The 21,035-nt window shown below is 40.3% G+C and carries 11 protein-coding genes; 10 read left to right on the forward strand and 1 reads right to left on the reverse strand.

What is annotated here, in order from left to right; genetic code table 11:
- Positions 1-190: hypothetical protein (locus AC2JBO_RS05385; RefSeq protein WP_496952602.1), on the forward strand; the 190-nt coding region annotated here is incomplete at its 5' end.
- 2,183 nt (positions 191-2,373) lie between these two features.
- Here the strand turns inward: AC2JBO_RS05385 and AC2JBO_RS05390 are convergent.
- A complete protein-coding gene (locus AC2JBO_RS05390) occupies positions 2,374-2,604 on the reverse strand; it encodes a hypothetical protein (protein WP_496952603.1) in 231 nt (76 codons plus the stop codon).
- 275 nt (positions 2,605-2,879) lie between these two features.
- Between AC2JBO_RS05390 and tnpA the strand changes: the two genes are divergently transcribed.
- From tnpA to mads8, 9 genes are all read left to right on the forward strand, one after another.
- On the forward strand, positions 2,880-3,284 hold the full coding sequence (gene tnpA, locus AC2JBO_RS05395) for an IS200/IS605 family transposase (protein ID WP_496952604.1): 405 nt from the start codon (positions 2,880-2,882) through the stop codon (positions 3,282-3,284).
- A 555-nt stretch (positions 3,285-3,839) separates the two neighbouring features.
- The gene (locus AC2JBO_RS05400) at positions 3,840-4,220 is read left to right on the forward strand and encodes a helix-turn-helix domain-containing protein (RefSeq protein ID WP_496952605.1); all 381 of its coding nucleotides are present in this window, start codon (positions 3,840-3,842) and stop codon (positions 4,218-4,220) included.
- A 51-nt stretch (positions 4,221-4,271) separates the two neighbouring features.
- Complete coding sequence (gene mads2 / locus AC2JBO_RS05405) at positions 4,272-6,314, forward strand: methylation-associated defense system DNA methyltransferase MAD2 (RefSeq protein WP_496952606.1); 2,043 nt, start codon at positions 4,272-4,274, stop codon at positions 6,312-6,314.
- Positions 6,311-7,579 carry a methylation-associated defense system AAA family ATPase MAD3 gene (mads3, locus tag AC2JBO_RS05410; RefSeq protein ID WP_496952607.1) on the forward strand — a complete coding sequence of 423 codons (1,269 nt, stop codon included), beginning with the start codon at positions 6,311-6,313 and terminating at the stop codon, positions 7,577-7,579. The genes mads2 and mads3 overlap by 4 nt, the downstream gene beginning before the upstream one ends.
- Positions 7,576-8,220, forward strand: a complete 645-nt coding sequence (mads4, locus tag AC2JBO_RS05415; protein WP_496952608.1) for a methylation-associated defense system protein MAD4 — start codon at positions 7,576-7,578, stop codon at positions 8,218-8,220. Before mads3 ends, mads4 begins: the two co-directional genes overlap by 4 nt.
- A complete protein-coding gene (mads5, locus tag AC2JBO_RS05420) occupies positions 8,217-9,635 on the forward strand; it encodes a methylation-associated defense system restriction endonuclease subunit S MAD5 (protein WP_496952609.1) in 1,419 nt (472 codons plus the stop codon). The genes mads4 and mads5 overlap by 4 nt, the downstream gene beginning before the upstream one ends.
- Positions 9,635-13,789, forward strand: coding sequence for a methylation-associated defense system protein kinase MAD6 (mads6, locus tag AC2JBO_RS05425; RefSeq protein ID WP_496952610.1), 4,155 nt, complete (start codon positions 9,635-9,637; stop codon positions 13,787-13,789). The genes mads5 and mads6 overlap by 1 nt, the downstream gene beginning before the upstream one ends.
- Before the next feature lie 21 nt (positions 13,790-13,810).
- A complete protein-coding gene (gene mads7 / locus AC2JBO_RS05430; RefSeq protein ID WP_496952611.1) occupies positions 13,811-15,484 on the forward strand; it encodes a methylation-associated defense system protein MAD7 in 1,674 nt (557 codons plus the stop codon).
- Positions 15,484-20,943, forward strand: coding sequence for a methylation-associated defense system ATP-binding protein MAD8 (gene mads8 / locus AC2JBO_RS05435; protein WP_496952612.1), 5,460 nt, complete (start codon positions 15,484-15,486; stop codon positions 20,941-20,943). Before mads7 ends, mads8 begins: the two co-directional genes overlap by 1 nt.
- Positions 20,944-21,035 lie beyond the last annotated feature (92 nt).

Below are 21,035 nucleotides of genomic sequence, written 5' to 3' on the forward strand. Positions count from 1 at the left end.
CCCTGCTTCTCACTGGCAGATTGCACAGCAGTTTGCTCTGAAACAGTTGCGGCTTGGGGCAGCATGTAAACGAGCAGCAGCACTGTGCAGCATGTGGGTCGAACTCAGCAGAGTTTTGGCTGACTCAGCAGACCCTGCTGCAGCAGCGGCTATGGCTGGTAGACCTGCATACTCATCGCGAAAGGGTTAGCATCGTGCTTGCTTGGTGCCAGGGTCCTAGTAGCTACTAGCAGCTACCAATTAAGCTCATCTTGGCGCTTGTGCGGCGTTGTTCAGCTGCCTAAGCGTTGTTGTGCGCTGTACCTGTGCAGTGAAACTCTGCCGTGCATCAGCCTTAATTGTAGTCCCAAGTAGTCCTGTGAATCTGGAAGTTCGTCTGGTGTAACAGAGTATACGTAGCGGTCTTTTTCTGTAGAACAATCCACAGTTGCAGAGTGGTGTACACCACGTTTTCTTCATGACAGTCAGGCTGACAGTTGGGGTTCCTAAGGCCCAACCCTAAGCAGACCAGAGAGACAATTGTCTCTTGCAAGCGCACACGACAAAGGCCAAGCACTTGCGGGGAACTGTGTTACGGTGGAAGACCACATCATCAGGCAAATCACGCCAGTCACTGGCACTGAGCGCGGTGTAATTACACCTTTATAAAGAGTTGCAAGAAAGCACAGGTTGCCAGGCACAACGAGTGCACCTCCTGGCACACCTGCCACAGGCCACTCATACATCCCCAACAGGCCACCCGAAAGCAATCTGCGTGGATAAAGAGCACTGTGAGCTTACTAGGCAGGTGAGCATGCATGGGCCCGCCACGCATCAAGTGCACTGCAAGCATCCATCACATGTCACACGCAATGCAGGGGCAGCTGTGCACGCTCAGCAAAAGCTGTCCACCCAGCTGCTGCGTTGGCAACCATACAGTTCAATGCAGGGCTACTTCTCAGCTTGCCTGACAACAGGCCCAATGTTAGGGCACTCGGCCCAAAGACTTCACAAGCAATCAGTTGGGCATGATTGCGCCATAGTGTTGGCAAAGCACAGCATTGTCGCTGGCACGGTTCGGCAAGACAGCACGACGTGCCACACTGAGCAACATTACCACCTGCAACAGCACACCATTAGAACTGCAGACCTGGGCATGCCATGATAATAATAATAATAATCATTCCGATAAGCCATACCTTTGGGCATGCCATGATGTTGCACGCCTGCCAATCGCTCGCAAGATAAACATGCAAAGCAGGCGCCCTCTTGGCCTTGTATGAGCAGTGCTGCTGAATCAAACTGCCAACATGATAAGAGTAACTCTGGTGCAGTGGACAAAGCCCATGGCTCCGCAGCCGCCTAAGCGCCAGCATTCCAGCCCTAACATGCCAAACCATGTTCTGACAGAGTATCACACCAAGTCCAGCACTCAGCATACAGTGTGTGCTGACATTGGCGTATGCCGACTGGCAACACCCAATGTGATGTTCCGCACCATGATGCAAGCTGGATTGTAACACCCAATGTGATGTTCCGCACCATGAGGCAAGCTGAGTTGTAACACCAAATGTGATGTTCCGCACCATGATGCAAGCTGAGTTGCAAAAGGCTGTGTGATGTTCCGCACCATGATGCAAGCTGAGTTGCAAGAGGCTGTGTGGTGCTGACTCACTACTGGCCAACACCAACAGACAACACACAAGGCCTGCATGGAGTATCAGCCTCTGCTGAGTGGATTGGTCACTAGCGTGACAGACAACACATGGGCCATGCATTGCACATCAGTCGCCACTGGCTTGACTGGTCAGCAAGATGACACCCTGCACATGCACAACAGCTCAACACACACACCTAGTATGCACACATTATGTGCGGTTGGCGATGCCGTCAGGACACCACCACACGTACATATCAGCCAGAGATCCATGCACACAGATGGGGTTGCAAGTGACATGCAAAAACAGGTACCGCAGTGAAATTGTATAAGGCAGGTGTAGCACAAAATCAGAGGGAAGCATGAGACATGAGAAACCAGCATCACCTGCTCACACATACATGTATATAGTATCAGGTCAGGTGATAGTATATAAATATGCAAGTATGGCCAGTCAGTTGGGCATACAGAAAATTGCAGTGACAACACAGCACGCCAGTAACTGCAATTGTGGCAGCAAAATTAACACAAGCGCGGAATAAAAGCCCATCCCTCCCTCCATCCTTCAACACGTAGTAAGACGCAACAGCTGCCTCGCACATCATCACGCCAAAGGATGCCATGCACAGCGCTGCAAAGCAAAGGACCGCACAAGTATTGATAAAGCAGACAGTGCTTTGGCGCCTGCAGGTGCCTGCAGAGCACGCACAATCTGCTGCACACAACAGCATGCAATGTCAGCTGCACCAACCAGTGGCAGACAGGGAAGGGTGATACGCCTCACTCCAAATTATATAATCTGAACGAATAGGACGTTTTGCCGAACCTGTTACCGTTACTACATCAGTTTGTTTCAGGTTGCGAATAGCACTGGCGCCAATAAACGAACCAGCAACCAATGCTAGCGATAAAGCAAACAACCCGCTAAACAATTGTGGAAAGCGTTCGCGAAAAGATGTATTTTGCATAAAAGCTTGTTAAGAGATAAAATTATCCGTAGCTAATTAGTCATGAGCCAATATTCCATGCACCACACGCTTTCTCATGACGTGAGAGCAGATGAGATATTAACTACTTCGTCTCTATTTATGATTCCTGAATCATTCATCTAAATTTCCCTCACCCTCAAGGGTGGGGCTATACGAGCAAAGCCCGCCTTCGCGGGCTAGGTGGGGGAGATGTTATTTATTTATGTTGTTGGGGAAATATAGGATTAGCATCTTTGAAATTTATTAAAACCAACATGACAAGAAATTTTACGCAATTATATTTACATTGCGTTTGGGGAACATGGGATAGACTTCCGTTGGTAACACCAGATATCCAAAATATTATTTATAACGCCATTGTCAAACAATGCAATGATTTGGGATGTACGGTTATAGCTATTGGTGGTGTAGCAGACCATGTACATCTTCTTACAGGTTATCCACCTAATCTAACGGTATCGGAGCTAATAGGTAAAGCCAAAGGAAGTTCATCGCATCTTGTTACTCATGAAATTAAGCCAGGTACATTTTTTAAATGGCAAGGAGGTTACGGTGCCTTTACCGTTAGCGAGCGTGGTATTGATAAAGTTGCAGACTATATCAGAAATCAAGCTCAACACCACGGACATAAAAGTTTAGTCTCCGATTGGGAAATATAACTAAATTAGCCCGCCTTCGCGGGCTTCGTTCGTATAGCCCCACCCTTCAGGGTGACGGGTAATGGGTGACGGGTAATGGGTGACGGGTAATGGGTGACGGGTAATGGGTGATGGGTGACGGGCAACGTATTAAAGATATTATTTATCTAGTTTCCGCTTGCCGAATTAAGCTTCTTAATAAACCTGGCACCCATTTTTAATAATACCAATACCTATTCCACTTCATCACAGCTTAATTACCTGTTATAAAATACTATCTTCGGTTAAACCAACGGCTTTAAATGTACTCTTCATATTTTGTAAAAATTGAGTTAATGCAGCATATCCTTTAGCGTTAAAAATCACCTATCATAATGTTACAAATTTACAAACAATGTTTACATCAAGATTTATAATTAAATTCGCTCATTAATACAATAGTATTGTAAAATGAATTAAAGATGGTTTTTAACTTTTCACATTAATTGTCATTGAGTAGCATCTTGTAAGGTTACTCATTGACCTTTCGTGCATAAACTGTTTAGTGTTACATAACATGCAACAAAATTTAGAGAGATGACCAAGTTTGGAGAAACAATTAGGCAACTTCGTGAGGCTCAACAGCTGGGTCTTCGGGAAACTGCGACTCTGGTCGGTATCTCACCTGCTTACCTGAGTCGTATTGAACGAGGCAAGGAACACCCACCAAAGCCAGAAATTATTAAGGCTTTGGCAAAGGTACTAGCTGCTGACCCTGATGTGTTATTCCGGCTTTGTCCTTCGACTGACCCGGATATAGTGAGTTTGCTAAAGGAAAGACCGAAAGTGTTGGAACTAGTACGTTTGGTAATGGCAAAGGAACTTTCTGATGAACAAATAACTAAAGTTGAGCGTTTTATTAAGCTGGATGTTTTAAAGGAGGCATCTTCGGATACAATACTGGCTGTCTCTGAATAATAATGCCCCCATCTTTAACCCCTAGATATCTGGGGGATGGGAATGAGGAAAATGTCACAGCGAATGAAATCAAAACAGTTGCCTATCCCTGATTTAGATGTAGATACCGAAGATTCCACAATTTCTGACGGTTACATCCTTGACTTTATTAGTGGTGAGAAAAGTCTTAAGGATACCCCTAAAGAACAAGTGCGTCAGCGAATTGCCCGCGCGCTTTTTCATGAGTATGGCATTTCGGTAGAGGATATGGCGGCTGATTTTCCGGTTTCTATAAATGGGAAGCGGAAAAAGCTCGATATTGCGATTTTTCACCACGACAAAGAACATACCGTACAAAATTTGAGTCGGGTAGTAGTTTGTCGTCAAGAACCGAAAGTAGGTAGAAATGCTGTCAGGATTCGAGATTATGACCAAGCAGCAAAGGATTTAGAAGAATTAGAAACCATCATGGAGCATATTGATTCCTGTAAGTATGGTTTATGGACAAATGGTTTAGAGTTTTTCTATTTGGAGAAGCACGTTAAGCGGTTTGAGGTGCAGTTTGAGCAGATAGGCGATTTTCCTCCTGCTGATGAATCTTTGGAAACACAGCAAGTGCTTTCAACCGCGCGCACCCGTAAAGCAGATGCAGAAATGTTGCGTGTGGCTTTTCGACGCTGCCATAATTTTATTCACGGGAATGAAGGAATGCCAAAGGATGCAGCGTTTTGGCAGTTTTTATACCTCATTTTCTGTAAAATGCACGATGAGCAGAAATCGCCTCGCGGTCAACGGCGATTTTGGGCAGGTCCCAAAGAACAGTTTAATGCTGAAGGGCGTCAGGAAATCCGCAAGCGAATAATGCCGCTATTTGATGACGTGAAAAAGAGCTACACTAACTTATTCCGGGGAAACGAGGAAATAATCCTTTCTGACCGTGCTTTAGCTTTTATGGTGTCGGAGTTAGCAAAGTATGAATTTACACGCACAGACGTAGATGCAAAGGGAGGCGCCTATCAAGAAATTGTAGGTAACAATTTACGCGGTGATCGGGGGCAGTATTTTACACCACGAGGAGTAATTAAATTAGCGGTGGAAATGCTTGACCCCAAGGAAAATGAGCGGATTTTAGATTGTGCGTGTGGAACTGGAGGATTTTTGGTAGCGGTACTGGCACATATGCTAAAGAAGTTTCGGGACGAAGCAAATATACCAATTGAGTTTGAGACAACAGAGGAGTTCCTTTCAGTTGACGAACGCTTGCGGAGATTTGCAGGTACTCAGGTATTCGGTGCCGATTTTGACCAGTTTTTGATTAAAGCTTGCCAAATGAACATGGTAATGGCAGGTGATGGCAGGGGTCATCTTTATCATATTAATTCCTTGGAATTTCCGAATGGACATTTAGAGGGTTTAGAAGGCGCCAGAAAAGAAATTCCGCTAGAATCAATAGATGTACTGTTGACAAATCCGCCGTTTGGGTCAGATATTCCCATAACTGACGAAAATATACTTAAGCAGTATGAACTAGCTTCGGTGTGGGAACGTTTGGAGGATGGGAGTTTTCGCAGAACTCCTAAACGGCAAAATAGCGTGGCGCCAGAAGTGTTATTTATCGAACGCTGTGTAAATTGGCTGAAACCCGGTGGACGAATGGCAATTGTTTTACCAGATGGGATTTTGGGAAATCCTGGTACTGAGTACATTCGCTGGTGGATTCTTCGTTACTGTTGGGTTTTGGCGAGTGTGGATATCCCAGTTGAAGCATTTATTGTTGATGCAAATGTTAATATTTTGACGAGTTTATTGTTTTTGAAGCGGAAAACAAAAGATGAGATTAGGGCTGAGGATTTTGGAGGTAAGACAGAATATCCTGTATTTATGGCGGTTGCTGAGAAAGTCGGTTTTGACCGTCGGGGAAATACGCTTTATAAAAGAACTCCTGATGGTGAAGAAATAGTGGTGCTGAGGGAGACACTAGAAAGAATAAAAATTGGAGAACGTGTTATTGAACGTCCTTTAAAACGTAAAGAAAAAATACTCGATGATGACTTACCTGTAATAGCAGAAAAATATCGAGAGTTTCGGCAACAATATCCAACTCCAGGTGTATGATTACTCGGATAGAAGCATTTAAATATCGCTGTTTTGACCGACTTGATGTTAAAGTTGGTCAATATCATGTATTGGCAGGCGCCAATGGTACAGGTAAAAGTACGCTGTTGGATATTCCTTTATTACTAGGTGAAATATTATCGCGCGGTTTAGTTCCAGCTTTTTTAGAATCACCTTCGATAGCTGGAAGTCCAAGGGCACAAAGTTTACAAGAGCTAGTGCATTATCGCCGAGGAAATTATTTTGGGTTTGCGGTGGAAGCGGACTTACCAGAAGAAATCATTATAAAATTACTTCAATTTGCATCTAAAAGTGTTCAAAATGACCGTAGTAAATATCCTCACAGTTTACGTTATGAAATACGATTTCAAATATTTAATAAAATTGAACTTCAAGTAACAGATGAATTTTTGTATATAGTTCCTCAAAAAGTTACTGAGCCTGATACAGGGTGGGGAATAGGAGGGACACGTCCGCGCGATTGGGTTTCTGTTATTCAGCGCGAATCTGGAGAACCAGTTTCACTTAAACTTGAAGACCGCAGTAAAAATAATGTTGAACTACGTTTAGAGCCACAAGAATTAGCGCTAGCAAATATACCACGTGATGCAACCAAATTTCCAGCCACTATTTGGTTTCGAGATTTGTTAGAAAGGGGAGTAATGCGCTACGAACCTAGTTGGTCTATGTTACGTCGAGCATCTTCACCAGGCCAACCGAAAACAATTCGTAGCGATGCAGGCAATTTGCCTTGGTTAGTTCTCAGTTTACAGCAAGAACAACCCGATTTATTTAATGCATGGGTAGAGCATATCAAAATGGCTTTGCCGAATCTTATTGGAATAGAAGCAGTTCAACGCGAAGAAGACTATCACGCTTACCTAAAATTAACTTATTGGGGAAACCACGTTGTAACTTCTTCGGGATTATCTTACGGAACGTTGCATATACTAGCACTAACTATTTTGCCTTATTTACCCAAGGCGCCAAGCTTAATTTTTTTAGAGGAACCGGAAAACGGTATTCATCCTAGAGCAATCGAAATTGTCATGCAATCTTTAAGCTCTGTGTACGATTCTCAGGTATGGGTATCTACGCATTCTCCAATAGTTTTGGCACATACAGATTTAGAATCAGTAATAGTAATGCGCGGGAGTAAAGAAAATGGCGCCGAAGCTGTTGCAGGAAATAAACATCCACGTCTTCAAGATTGGCAAGGAGGTATTGACCTTGGTTCCCTGTTTGCAGCGGGGGTATTGGGATGAGAGATTGTATATTTTTGCTAGCAGATAAAAATATGGAAGCAACGTTTACTGGTTTTTTAACAAGAGAAGGGTTTCATTATAGTTTAGGTATTCGGCAAATTGGCTTTGACCCACAGCAAGACATTATTGTTGATGAAAGCGGTAATGACCCAGGAGTATACACCCGCGCGCATGAGTTTCTACGTCCTTACCAGCGAACACATCGTTATGCTGTGGTAGTTTTAGATAATGCTTGGGATGGTTCACCCGGAGTCGAGAAAATTCATAATAACATCAAAGCAAATTTAATTGAAACAGGTTGGGATGAAGAACAGTGTGCAGTAATAGTCATTGACCCAGAATTAGAGGTTTGGATATTGCAGGATAATCCTAATGTAGAACAAGCTTTTCGGTTTAAGCAGGATATCTCTTTAAGAAAATGGTTAGAGCAAAAAGGTTTATGGGATGCTGCTACATTAAAACCTGCTGACCCAAAGAAAGCTGTGGAAAACGCTTTAAAAGCAACCAAAACCCCTCGTTCATCAGCTATTTATAAAAATATAACTAGCAAAGTCTCTATTAAAGGATGTGTAGACCCAGCTTTCCAAACACTTTGTTATACTATGCAACAGTGGTTTCCCCTTGATGGAGGTCAGGTATGAAAATTACAAAACTTGAACTTCCTGTAATGTCCTCTTGGATGGAGGATAATGGGCGAAGGCTAGATTGTAATCCATATTTATCAGGGGCTTTTGAAGCAAAGGTTATATTAGAGAAGTTATCAGCAGAGAAGCAACCTCTGCATGAAGTTACAAAAGAAGGAATGAAAGGAATTTTTAATGGCCCGAGATTTCCTCGTAATTACGTTGAAGACCCAGAATACGGAGTTCCGTTTCTCGGTAGTACCGATATTCTAGCAGCAGATTTATCTAATTTACCTCTATTATCAAAAAAACAAGTAGTTGCACATCCTGAATTATTAATTGATGAGGGTTGGACTTTAATAACTTGCTCTGGAACCATAGGGCGGATGGTGTACTCCCGTTCTGACATGAAGGGAATGGCGGGTTCACAGCATTTTATGCGGGTTGTTGCTGACCCAGATAAAATTTTGCCTGGTTATTTATATGCTTATTTGAGTAGTAAATTTGGTGTTCCTATTATTGTTTCAGGAACTTACGGCGCCATTATTCAGCATATAGAACCTCATCACATAGCTGATTTGCCAGTACCTAGGTTAGGCAAAGATATTGAAGAGGAAGCACATAAAAATATTTCAGAAGCAGCTAGATTACGCAGTGAGTATCAATCACAAATTAAGCAAGCAACTTATCGTCTTTTCAGTTCAGTAGGACTTCAAGATATTACTACTGCTGAATGGCATAATATGGGAGCAGATTTAGGTTTTTCTCACACTCTAAGTTCACAAACTTCCCTTCGTGCCGCTAATTTTAACCCTAGATTTAAACAGTTATGTAAAATGATTAGTTCTGTTCAATATAAAGAACTTAATGAAATTTGCATACCTAGAACTTTACAAAGAGGAGGAAGATATAGGCGTATTGATTCTAACCCAGAATTTGGTTGCCAATTGATAGGACAAAGACAACTTTTTTGGTTAAGACCAGAAGGTAGGTGGGTTGTAAAATCTGCTTTAGGAAGTGATGTATTTGTACAACCAGGTACTATTTTAATAGCTGCAACAGGAACTCTTGGTGAAAATGAAATGTACTGTCGTTCTGAACTTATATGGGGTTCGGCTACATTAATGGCTTACTCAGAACTTTTTGTGCGCGTGTTAGCAGACGAGAAAATTATGCCTAGAGGTTGCTTATTTGCTTTTATGAGATCGGAAACAGCATTTAGGATGTTAAGATCAATTGCGTTTGGCAGTAAATTACAATACCTTCATCCAGATTTTATTCCTTATATACCTATTCCCTACCCAGATAAGGAAACTCAACAAGAAATCCATGAACTTGTTATAGATGCTTATGAAAAACGACATTTCTCTAATGTTTTAGAGGATGAGGCAGTTGCTATGGTTGAAGAGGAAATATTTTTGGGAGGCGCCTAATGGTAGCTAAAGTCATCCGTATTGGCGAACCAGTCAACGACTCCGAACGCCAAGCTATTAAATATCTTCGCGATAATTTACCAGATACTTATACAATAATTCATAACTTTGAACTTTCTGTAGGCAAAGGCAAGTTTGAAGTAGACCTAGCCATTATTGCCCCTCATAGTGTTTTTGTTGTTGATGTCAAAGGTATTCGTGGACTAGTCGATATTTACGGTTCAACTTGGTATCCACAAGGACGCGCTTCTATTAATTCGCCACTTCCCAAACTACGACACCATGCGAAGGTACTCAAAAGCTTAATATGTGATACAAATCCTAGTAAAAAAGACCTTGAAGGAATTTATGTTCATGCTGTTATTTTAATGACTGCTCATGACTCTCATGTCGATGCTCACGGGAGTTATGATGAAAATAATATTACCTACCTCGACCAAAGATGTCTAACTTATTTTAAAGACAAAGGTCATATTCCTGAACGCCGTTTACAGGATATTCGCCCATTCAATACTAATATTGAAGAGGCAATTGTTGGTAAAGCTCGTCCAATATCGGCGCCTCTGTGCTACCGTGACTGGCAAATAGAAGAAGAATTAGGCGAAGTAGAAAATAAGTATAAAGAATATCGTGCCCAGCATATTTTACTTGGTAAACGTGGGGGAGTTGCGCGACTGCGTATTTATGAAATAGATGTTTATGAAGACCAAGCTACCCGTGACGAACAACGATTATTAATTAGTAATGCCTACCGCTCGGTAGCACATATGCCAGGTTATCCTAATATATTAAAAGTACAAGAATTCTTTCCTACCGAAGCAGAAGATAAAATCATTATAGTTACAGAAGATGTTGCTGGAGAACCTCTTAGCCAACACATCAGAAAGCCGAGTTTAGCACTGACTTTTGACCAAAAACTTGGTATTATGCGAGATATACTTTCTGCACTTGACCACGCGCACAAATATGAAGTTATTCACCGCAACTTAAGTACAGACGCAATATTAGTTACCCCTGATGGTAACGCACGGTTAACTGGTTTCGATTATGCGAGAGTCACTAAAAACCGTAAAAGTTCAGTTGCAGAATTGGTTAAAGATAAGCTTGATTATAATTATCAAGCCCCGGAATGTTACGAAGACCCTACTCAAGCTAGCATCGCTTCTGACTTATTTTCGATTGGGTTGGTATTTTACGAGTTATTAACGGGACAAACTGCTTTTGAAGATATTTCCCAAGTTTTTGAACTCACTGCTATTTTCCCCGAAAAACCATCTGCTTATAAACCAGACCTTCCCCCAGGTATGGATGAATGGTTACAGAAGCTTTGTGCTTTTGACCCTGAAAACCGCTATTTCAGTGCAGCTTTAGCGCTAGCCGAACTTAATAGTATTATTACACCAAATGCACCAGTTCAACTAGGAATGCAAAATCCAGCAGAAACCCCGAAACCGTCACTTAAAATCGACTGGGCAAATTTAGCATCAGACGATGTTGTTGATGGTCAATATACTATCCAAAAGCGCCTTGGTCAAGGTGGATTTGGTGTTGTTTACAAAGTTTTTGATTCAATGGGTGACAGAGATTTAGTAATGAAAATTATCACCCGTGATAAAGAATCAATTTATCGGCGCCTAAAACGCGAATATAAAACACTCCTAGAAGTTCCCGAACATCCTTATATAGTTAAAGTTGTTCATGCTAAAACACTCTTAGACGGTACACCTTATATTCTATTTAACTATGTTGATGGTAAGGATGTAGAAAAACTTATTGAATTACAAGCACTTTCCTTGGAAGATGCAGTCAAAATAGCCCTTCAAACAGCCGCAGGGTTGGCGCATCTCCATGAGATTGGTGTTTACCACCAAGATATTAAACCTTCAAACCTGCTGTGGACAAATACAGGAGTCCGCATTATTGATTTTAACGTCGCTGTCTCAGAACGAGAAGAAATTACTGGACATGGGGGAACTCGACGCTATATTCCACCCGATTTTGATTTTAGCCAAGATTTAGATCAAATCGACCAAGCCCAAAAAATCGACCGCGACCTTTATGCATTGGGTATTACCTTTTACGAATGCATCACAGGTAAATATCCTTTTGATGAACAAGACCCAAAGCTGAGAAAGGATAAGTTTCCTCATGACCCTCGCAGTTATACATTGTACAAAAATTTAAGTGATGAGCTAGTACAACTACTGATGAAGACTATTTCTCCCTATAGGAAAGATAGATTTTCTTCGGCAAAAGAATTCAGGGCAGCTTTGGAGGCAATTCAACACCTGCGAATAGTTTCTCAACCCACCCAAATTACGACTCAACCCTTACCAGAAACTCTAACAAGTACTTCAATTCCAAATTTCAATCCTTTTGTTAGCCATTTACTAACGCTATATAGTCAAAGCCAGCAAACTAATGCAGGAACAAGGGGTTTAGATGCAATTGGCGAGTTAACTTATGTAGAAACATTGTTAGATACAGAGTTACAACCTGCAATTTTAGCAGGCGAATTTAGCTTAGTGATTGTTTCTGGGAATGCAGGTGACGGTAAAACCGCTTTTATTCAGCAGTTGGAAAAGCAAGCAGAAAAACAAAAAGCCATATTACAACGGGGTCTCAACGGTTCTGTATTTCAGCTTCAAGGACGAACTTTCCTTACCAATTACGATGGTAGCCAAGACGAAGGTAACAAAGTTAATAATGATGTACTGTTAGAATTTTTGGCGCCTTTCCAAGGTGAAGACGCAAAAACCTGGCAAAATAATGAAACACGATTAATTGCAATTAACGAAGGGCGCCTCGTTGACTTTTTATCTGAACACGAAAAACGCTTTCCCAAACTAGCTAAAATTGTTAAAAGTGGTTTAAAAGGTGCAGACCCACAAGAGGGAGTTGCGGTCATTAACCTGAATCTACGGTCGATTGTTGCTGACTTAGGTAAAGAAAATAACTCTATATTTGATAGATTAGTTCGCCGTATGACTGAACTGCAGTTCTGGCAAGCTTGTGGCAATTGCAACCTAAAATATAGATGTTATATTTATCACAATGCCCGTACTTTTATGGACGATACAGCGGGTTCTAAAATAATCGAAAGACTCAAAACTCTTTACACTATCACTCACCTACGCGCGCGGTTACACATTACTTTACGAGATTTGCGGTCTGCCGTAGCTTTTATGCTCGCGGGTACTAGAGACTGTCATGGAGTCCATGAATTATACCGCAGTAGCAGCGCCGAAGACCGACAAAAAATTCTTGATGGCTTTTATTTTAATGCTTGGATGGGAGGTAAAGAGGGTTCTGGTGATAGATTAATTTCTCTCCTCAAAGAAATTGATATTGGTGAAACCAGTAACCCTAGCTTAGACCGTAGTTTCGCTTTACTGAAACCAGACGCGCGAGAAATGGAACGTTTTAATTTCTCTGAGCGTAAACGCTATGATGAGGATTTGTTACAAAAAACATTTGAAGGTCTACGGGACGACTACCAAGGAAGAACACAATCTGCTGGACAAAAAGCTCACAAAACCTATGTTGCCATGTTGCGGCGCCGACAGTACTTTGAACGTCGGGATGAAAGATGGAAACAAATGCTACCTTATCATTACGCAGAGGATTTTCTAAATTTGGTGACTGGACACGAAGACGTAGCCAAGGAAGTTCAACCTTTATTGCTGGCGATAAATAGGGGTGAAGGACTAAGAAATCCATCTTTACTTGGAGATAAACTAGCTTTAAAAGTACGTCAAGTAAACAACGGCACTATCCGTAGTTATCGCGTATTCGATGGTAGTAATTTTAGCACTGGGCTTCGCCAAGCTGAAGGGATAAGCCGCTTTGTTGAATTTTTGCCACAGGCATTTTTTCTTGAGTATAATTCTATAATTAGCCATAATGCGGAGTTAAGTATAAACTTGGATGTATTCGAGATGCTAAAAAGACTTGATGCTGGGTATCGTCCCAGTATTGAGGAACAACAAGGTCTTTACCGGAGCTTGGCTGTATTCAAAAATCTCTTGGCTTCGGCGCCGTATCAGGAAGTATTGCTTACGGAGACAGGACAAGATTTTTATAGTATCAGCCGTGATACGGAAGGTAATCTGTTACTCAAACAAGTTTCAGAGAGTATCGAATCCAAAATATAAAATCCAAAGTTTAAAATATATATGGGATTGGAGAAAAAAGACAAAGCTTTTGTGCTTAGTAAAATTAGTTACGTTGACTACAAGCATATTGAAATAGACAGGACTTTGCTAAACTTTTTTCCCCGCTTGAAATTTGATGGCTATCCATCAAAGGTAAGAAGCTCTGCAATTAAATTAACTATAGAAAAGTTTTTAGAAGAATTTACATCGGAAGAAAATAAAGAAAAGTTTATTGGTTTTGACAAATATCAAGATATAGTTTATAAATGGCTAGAAACGGATTTATTAGATTTAGTAAATCGTGGTAAGGCTACTCAAGCAGTCGTCTCGCTTCGACCATTACATGGCAATACTTACAAATACCGAAACTCTAAACATGCTAGAGATTATGGCTCCTCAGAGCATATATATTGGATGCTTTATCATGCGCGTCAAGGTTTAGGTCAATCCGCAAGAGATGCGTTAAAGGATTTTGTTTTTGCTGGACTTGACCGTCAAACCGACCGAATTATATTGTCAGATAAAATTGATGTAGAAACTCAGGCAATTTTACATTTTGATGAGTTAGTTCAGGTTAAAGATGTCCAAGACACTTCCAAAGAACCTGAGAAGTACTTTCCCCTTTGTGTTGGTCAAGCTGATTTGCTAGCAGATGATATTTTACGCTTACTGACCTATGAAAATTATATGCCACGGTCAGTTTTGGTAGACTATTTAAAAACACTCTTGTCGTTTCATTTAGCTCTTTACCACTTGCGGTTGATGAAACTTTTACCAGCACTTGTAAAGCGATGTGAAAGCGACCCGATATGTAAAAATTGTCCTGTCAAACCTAGAACATCGTTACCACATGGCAACTGCCCGTATCGTATTGGTATAGTGGTCGATATGGGCGCCGTTGATAACCCTTATATGACCGAGTTAGCCCGTCACAGTGCTGATACTCACTACCGTCGCATACCCACTTACATCGAAGCCCATTTCATTACCAAAAAGTTGGATGAAGCGGCTGATTATCTCAAAGCAAGAAGTAAGCTTTCACCTACTGGGGATGATTTTTCTGTTAATGAAGTTTTACAGCTTTTGCGACCCAGCAGTAAAAAAGACCGGAATGATTTTGCTAACTACAGGCTAACAGGTTTAGTTGAAAGGTTTAAACAGGGAACAGATAGCTCTATACCGCCTGAAGTAGAGCGCATTCTTAGTATGGGGTTGGAAGAATTCGAGACTTATATAGAAATTTTAGTTGCGCTTCGAGGTAGTTACCATCGAGAAGCAATTATTAAATGCCTAGATGCTTTTCTATTAAAAAACAGTGACTCTGGTTTACTGCGTCAATCCCGCGCTAAGGGAAGTCCTCGCTGGTTCGCATTTGGAAGTAGGTTATTGGAAGTCCTGTTGCAAATTGCAGTTTTAGAACTTAGAAACAGCAGCTTTGTAACTCGTGAAATTAGGGTAGATGAATTGCTTACATTTTTGCGAGAACGTTACGGTCTTTATATTGACCGCTTACCTTCTGGTGATGGTTTTGAGCAGCCTAGCATTGTAGACCAGCAAGCTTTACGAAAAAATGTTATGGCTTTCAAGACCCGTCTACGCGAAATTGGATTTTTCCAAGACCTTTCCGATGCTTATGTTAACCAAACGGTAACGCCTCGCTATACTATTACATCTAAAATTGCAGGGGGTAAATAATGATTCAAGGTATTCAAGAACTTCAAGATGAACAATTAACTGAGTCTTTACAATCATTACTATTACCGCATCTGAGAGATATTATTGCTTCACGGAGTAAAGGTCATTGTATGCGAGTTGCTGATTTAGACACACCTTTGATGGTGATGTTAACTATTAGCTTGCGTCAACAAATCTCTGAAGCGCAGATTTTTATTTTGAATGGTAATGGTCAAAATATCCATGAAGGCGGTTTATATATTTCATCGACTAAATTAGTAGAACTACGTAACCCTTTACCTGATAGTTCATTACGACCACCATTACTGGTATTCTTACCATCTAATCTACAAACAAACGCTGAAGACTCCTTTAATGTCGCATCATTTGAAGAAATATCCTTAGCTGAGATTTATCAAAAACTTGCTCATCATTTAATACAGCAAGTTCCGGCGCAAATTATGGGTTATATTAAGGACTTATTTAATTATTTGGACAAAGAAAAATGGCGTTGGTCTAATCCAGTTACGCAAGTTCGTTTCCTGCTAACAGCAATTCATAACGTGGTTGGTGGTGATACCCTTGGCGCCGCATTATATGAGTTAGGCTTGGTTCCCGATTTTATTTTATTTAATGAACCTGCAACAGTAAATTTTCGCATTCGGAAAAATCTAGAATCAATGCAAAAACTTACCTTGAATTTAGATAAATCAATTCGTGGTAGAGTTTTAGATTTAGAGTTAACAGACAAAACAGTTCAAACTAAATTAATTGACTTTTTGGTAGAATCAGGTATAGAAAATCCAAGTAAGTGGACGAAACAAATTGTATTAGACCGAAAGAAATGGGATATTTCGTTTGATAAGTGGAAGTTTAAAGAAGAAGTTAATACAGAAAAAATATCTATAGAGATTTTGGATATAGGCTTAAATTATGTAAAAGAGGATGAAACAAAGCAAAGTTTACAAAGTTTAATTGGTCAACCTATATTAGCTCCGAGAGAACAGAAAAAAATTAAAGTAGAATTTAAAGTAGACCCACATCCACAACAGATACAAGGACTAGACCACTTTACTATACAAATTATTAACCAAGATGGCTGTACTATAGGGGGCGCGAAAAAAGTTAAGGCATGGAAACCAAAGAACCCAAAAAAAAGTATTATTTTAGATAAACTCGATAAATTTGAATTTGAGGAAGGATGGCATTTTATTAGAATTTTACCTTGGACTGCCAATAGTGACCCAATACTCTTAGCCGAATCAAATAGTTTAAATAATATTACTAACAGTTCAACTATTACCCAGAGTAAGCCATCGTATGAAAGCGAATTATTTTATGTACTTCCAGAAGCTGAAATCGATGAAGAACCACCATCAACAACAATTCCCCAAGAAGTTAGCCTAGAACATGCTAAACTCAGACTACAGTTTTCCGCAATTTCCGGGCGCCGCAACCCCACTCAAGTAACTATCAAAGATATACTTTGGGCTGAAAAAAGTACTAAAACACGTAGCACAGTTCAAGAAGCAATAGAAGTTAAATTTGGTAGCGATGGAAAATTTCGTATCCCTGTATCACAATTACTGAAAGATTTAGAGCTAGAAACGTTAAAATCTCCCGAAAAACCTGTAGTCTGGAAATTACAGGTCAAAATAGGTCAAGTTAATTCTCCCTCAAAGGATATTATTAACTTTCCGTCGGGAGCAGTAGCATCAAGTTTTATATCAACCCGTGCTGCTTATTTCAATGCTGTTCGTTCGGGAGATAAAAATCTGATTTCCCAAGCAGTTGATTTTACCTCATTACAAAATTACTGTTACGAGTACGCCAATGCATACCAAGAACTATTACTTGACTTGCGCCGTAAAATTGAAAAAAGTAATGCTTCAGACAGGCAATCTCTCAGCGATCTGAAAAATGTACTTTTAATAGATACAGTCCGCGTAGAGGTTATAGATTTTCGAGGAAACATACAAGAAGCAATATTACTCGGACCAACTCATCCACTGCGCGCTTTGTGGTTGGCAACATGGAGCCAAATCGGACAAGTATGGGTAAATGCTGCTTATAATGGTTCGGAAGAATATTTAAGTACTACCCGTGATGCTATTTTGCAGGGCTTAGTGCCTTTAAATATACCTCCATCCTTACCATTAATCGATGGCCGAGTTTTTGTAACAGTTGATAATATTAATCATTTTTGGTCGCTTTATGCTTCATCGAAAGAAGAAAACACGCGCGGTTTACTAGGAGAAGTATGTGCCGCTTTTGGACTGCCAGAACCCACGATTGGCGCCGCTGTAAATGCCAAGGTTTTGTCTTCTCGTATTGAAAAGTATTTAGTACAAAATCCGTATATACGCACATTGAGTATTAATGTTTTTAACTCAGGGCGGGCTACCGTCCTTGCAGATGCACTAATACAATTGCAGAAGCATGAAGCTTTCAAAGATTTACGCTACGACATTCGCTTATTTGTTCCTAACCCAGAGGCGCCAGGAGTGGGTGAAGCTATAGAACAACTTCTAACACCCAGTTCTAGTATAACTTCGGAAGTTGTCGATGCTTTTTCTACATCAAGCGGAAATTATTTATTCCCTAAATTAAACCTTGCTGTTCATTCTATTAATGATTTTCGTTCCTCAGAAAATGCATATCAGGCTCATATCAGTATCTTAATAGATTTATTTCCGGCTAAAGAAATTGGTTCAGCCCTTCCCTTGCGTTCAAGAGATGTTGCACCTCTACATGGTTTAATTCAAGATTTTATAACTGAGTTTCAAGATGATGAAAACGGTACTTTTTGGCGGCGCCAACCACGTCATGGAGAAGCGCATACCTGTCAAGGTGCCGAAAGCTTGATTGATTTATTAGCCGAATTACCGAAAATAATGTCTGGCGCGACTACAACGGTAGCTACAGGCGTACCAGCTTTTGATAATCGCCCATTATTAACATTGGGTTTAAATACAGAACAACGCGAGTTACTGCACCGTATCCATAATGTTTGTGATTGGGTCTTTACTATCGACCGTAACATTGGCATTGAATTTTTCGACCACGGTGGTCAGAAAAATCGTCCGCCTTACTTAGTTGACTATGTTCCTGATGCTACAGCTACTTTTGGTCATCGACTGGTTGTCACCTCACGCTCATTATCCGAACTGGAAACAATATTATCTCAAGTGATAGAAAGGTACAAAGTCATGGTAGAAGGAAGCCATACTGGGTTAATTCTTGAACAATTACGGTCACTTTCTGGGCGGTTAGCGTTGAAACTAATCTCATCTTACACTCAGCAAGCAGAAGCACTTGGACTAGCTTTAGCTCGTTTATTTTTGCAATATCAAGGAGCATTATCGAACCAAATTGTACTACCACTGGATGCCCATATAGAATTGTTTCAAAAAGCAAAGCGGCAAGCCGAAGAGTTAGGTCATTCAATTAGCCAGCAACGCACAGATTTAGCACTTCTTGATCTCAATGCAACAACTCGAACTATAGTTTGCAATTTAGTAGAGGTTAAATGCTATACAGAGGTAGGAAGTATTGGTAATTACAATCGGTTAAAAGAACAAATAGCTGAACAGATTAGTCAATCAAAAGACGTTTTAGGCTTACATTTTGAAGTCAAAAATAGACCCGATCTTTTACTAAAGACTCGTGAGTTTGCTATTATACTTGAATTTTACTTAGACCGCGCTTTACGATATGGAGTAATTGAAAAAGGCGCCGCAGAAGAAGCTAGGATTTTAATTACAACTTTAGAAGATGGCTACACGCTTCAGTTTACCCAAAGCGCGCTAATTTTCGACTTTGAAAAGCCGGGAACAGAACCGCCAGAAGATGAAAAAGATATTGAATACCATCGTATAGGTATCGATTTAATTAGAGAACTGATTGCCTTAGCTAAACCCATTACAGAAATCACGGAAACATCACAGGAGAAAATTACAGACTCAATACCTCGTTTAAATTCAGCCTCTTTTATTGTCCCGCCAAGAGAACGTTCTACTACATGGGATATTTTGACAGAGAAACTAAGTGTTTCTTCAGAAATATCTGAAGCACCATTAGCTATAGCTTCCATAGAAGATAGTTCAAACCAGGTTTCCTCCGGCAAGTATGAAGAGATTAAAACCAAAACGGAAAAAACGAAAGACAAACAACAGCAATATGTTACTAATTCTGCGAATAATAAAGACGTAGAACCAAAAGAAAATGTAGTATCATTTTCAGCATCGATAGTTGAAGCTGTAACACAAAGCAATGAAATTAAATATGATATTATGCTTGGAGTTCAATCCCAAACACCACAATATGGAATTTTAGGAGAAATGCACGGTCGCAAAGTGGCTTTAGACCTTAATCAAACCCATACTATTAGTCTTTTTGGGGTTCAAGGAGCAGGAAAAAGTTATACGCTTGGTAGCATAGTTGAAATGGCTTGTATGCCGATATTAAATATCAATGTCCTACCAAATCCCTTGACAACAGTAATTTTCCACTATAGCCCAACACAAGACTATAAACCTGAGTTTACCTCAATGATTTCTCCTAACTCAGATTCTAATCAGCTAACGCTATTACGTGAAAGATTTGGAGCAGAACCAGCAGCACTAAAAGATGTTCTAATTCTTGTTCCTGCTTCAAAAGTTGAAGAAAGAAAAGCCGAATACCCAAATATAGAAGTTCTACCTCTTACGTTTGCTGCGTCAGAGCTAAAAGCTACGCACTGGAAATTTTTGATGGGCGCCGTAGATAGTCAAAGCATATATCTACGTCAAGTTAACCAAATTATTAAAAAGTTACGCGACCAACTAACCCTTGAAGAAATTGTCCGTAGTGTTGACGCTTCATCTTTAACAGACAATTTAAAAGATTTAGCCAAAATGAGGTTAGAATTTGCAGCTGAGTATATCGATGATAACCGTCGGCTAACAGATGCTGTTCGTCCTGGTCGCTTAATTATCGTAGATTTACGAGATGAATTTATTCAAAAAGATGAAGCTTTAGGATTATTTGTAGTTTTATTACAAATTTTTTCAGAAGCAACTTATAACGGGCAAACATTCAGCAAACTTGTTGTATTTGATGAAGCGCACAAATACATAGAAAGTCCAAACCTTGTTACCGGACTTATTGAAGTTGTTAGAGAAATGCGTCACAAAGGAACTAGCATTATGGTTGCTTCACAAGACCCGTCATCGGTGCCTATTTCTCTAATCGAATTATCCTCACACATTATAATGCATCGCTTTAACTCACCTGCTTGGCTGAAGCACATTCAAAAAGCCAACGTTTCACTTAATTCTCTAACTCCAGAGAAAATGAGTAATTTAAGTGCTGGAGAAGCCTATGTATGGTCGGGTAAAGCCAGTGATGATGCATTTACGAAAGGAACAATGAAAATTAGGTGTCGTCCGAGAGTTACTCAACATGGTGGAGCTACGAAAACAGCAGTAAAGAATTTGTAAATTGTTTATGAAATCTTTAATTAAACAGAATTTATAGAAATAAAGTTTAAATAATTGTTAATGAACAGCGCTTTAATACAAATTTATTAGAT

This window comes from Calothrix sp. CBUCES-K 9914 (genome assembly GCF_059640475.1).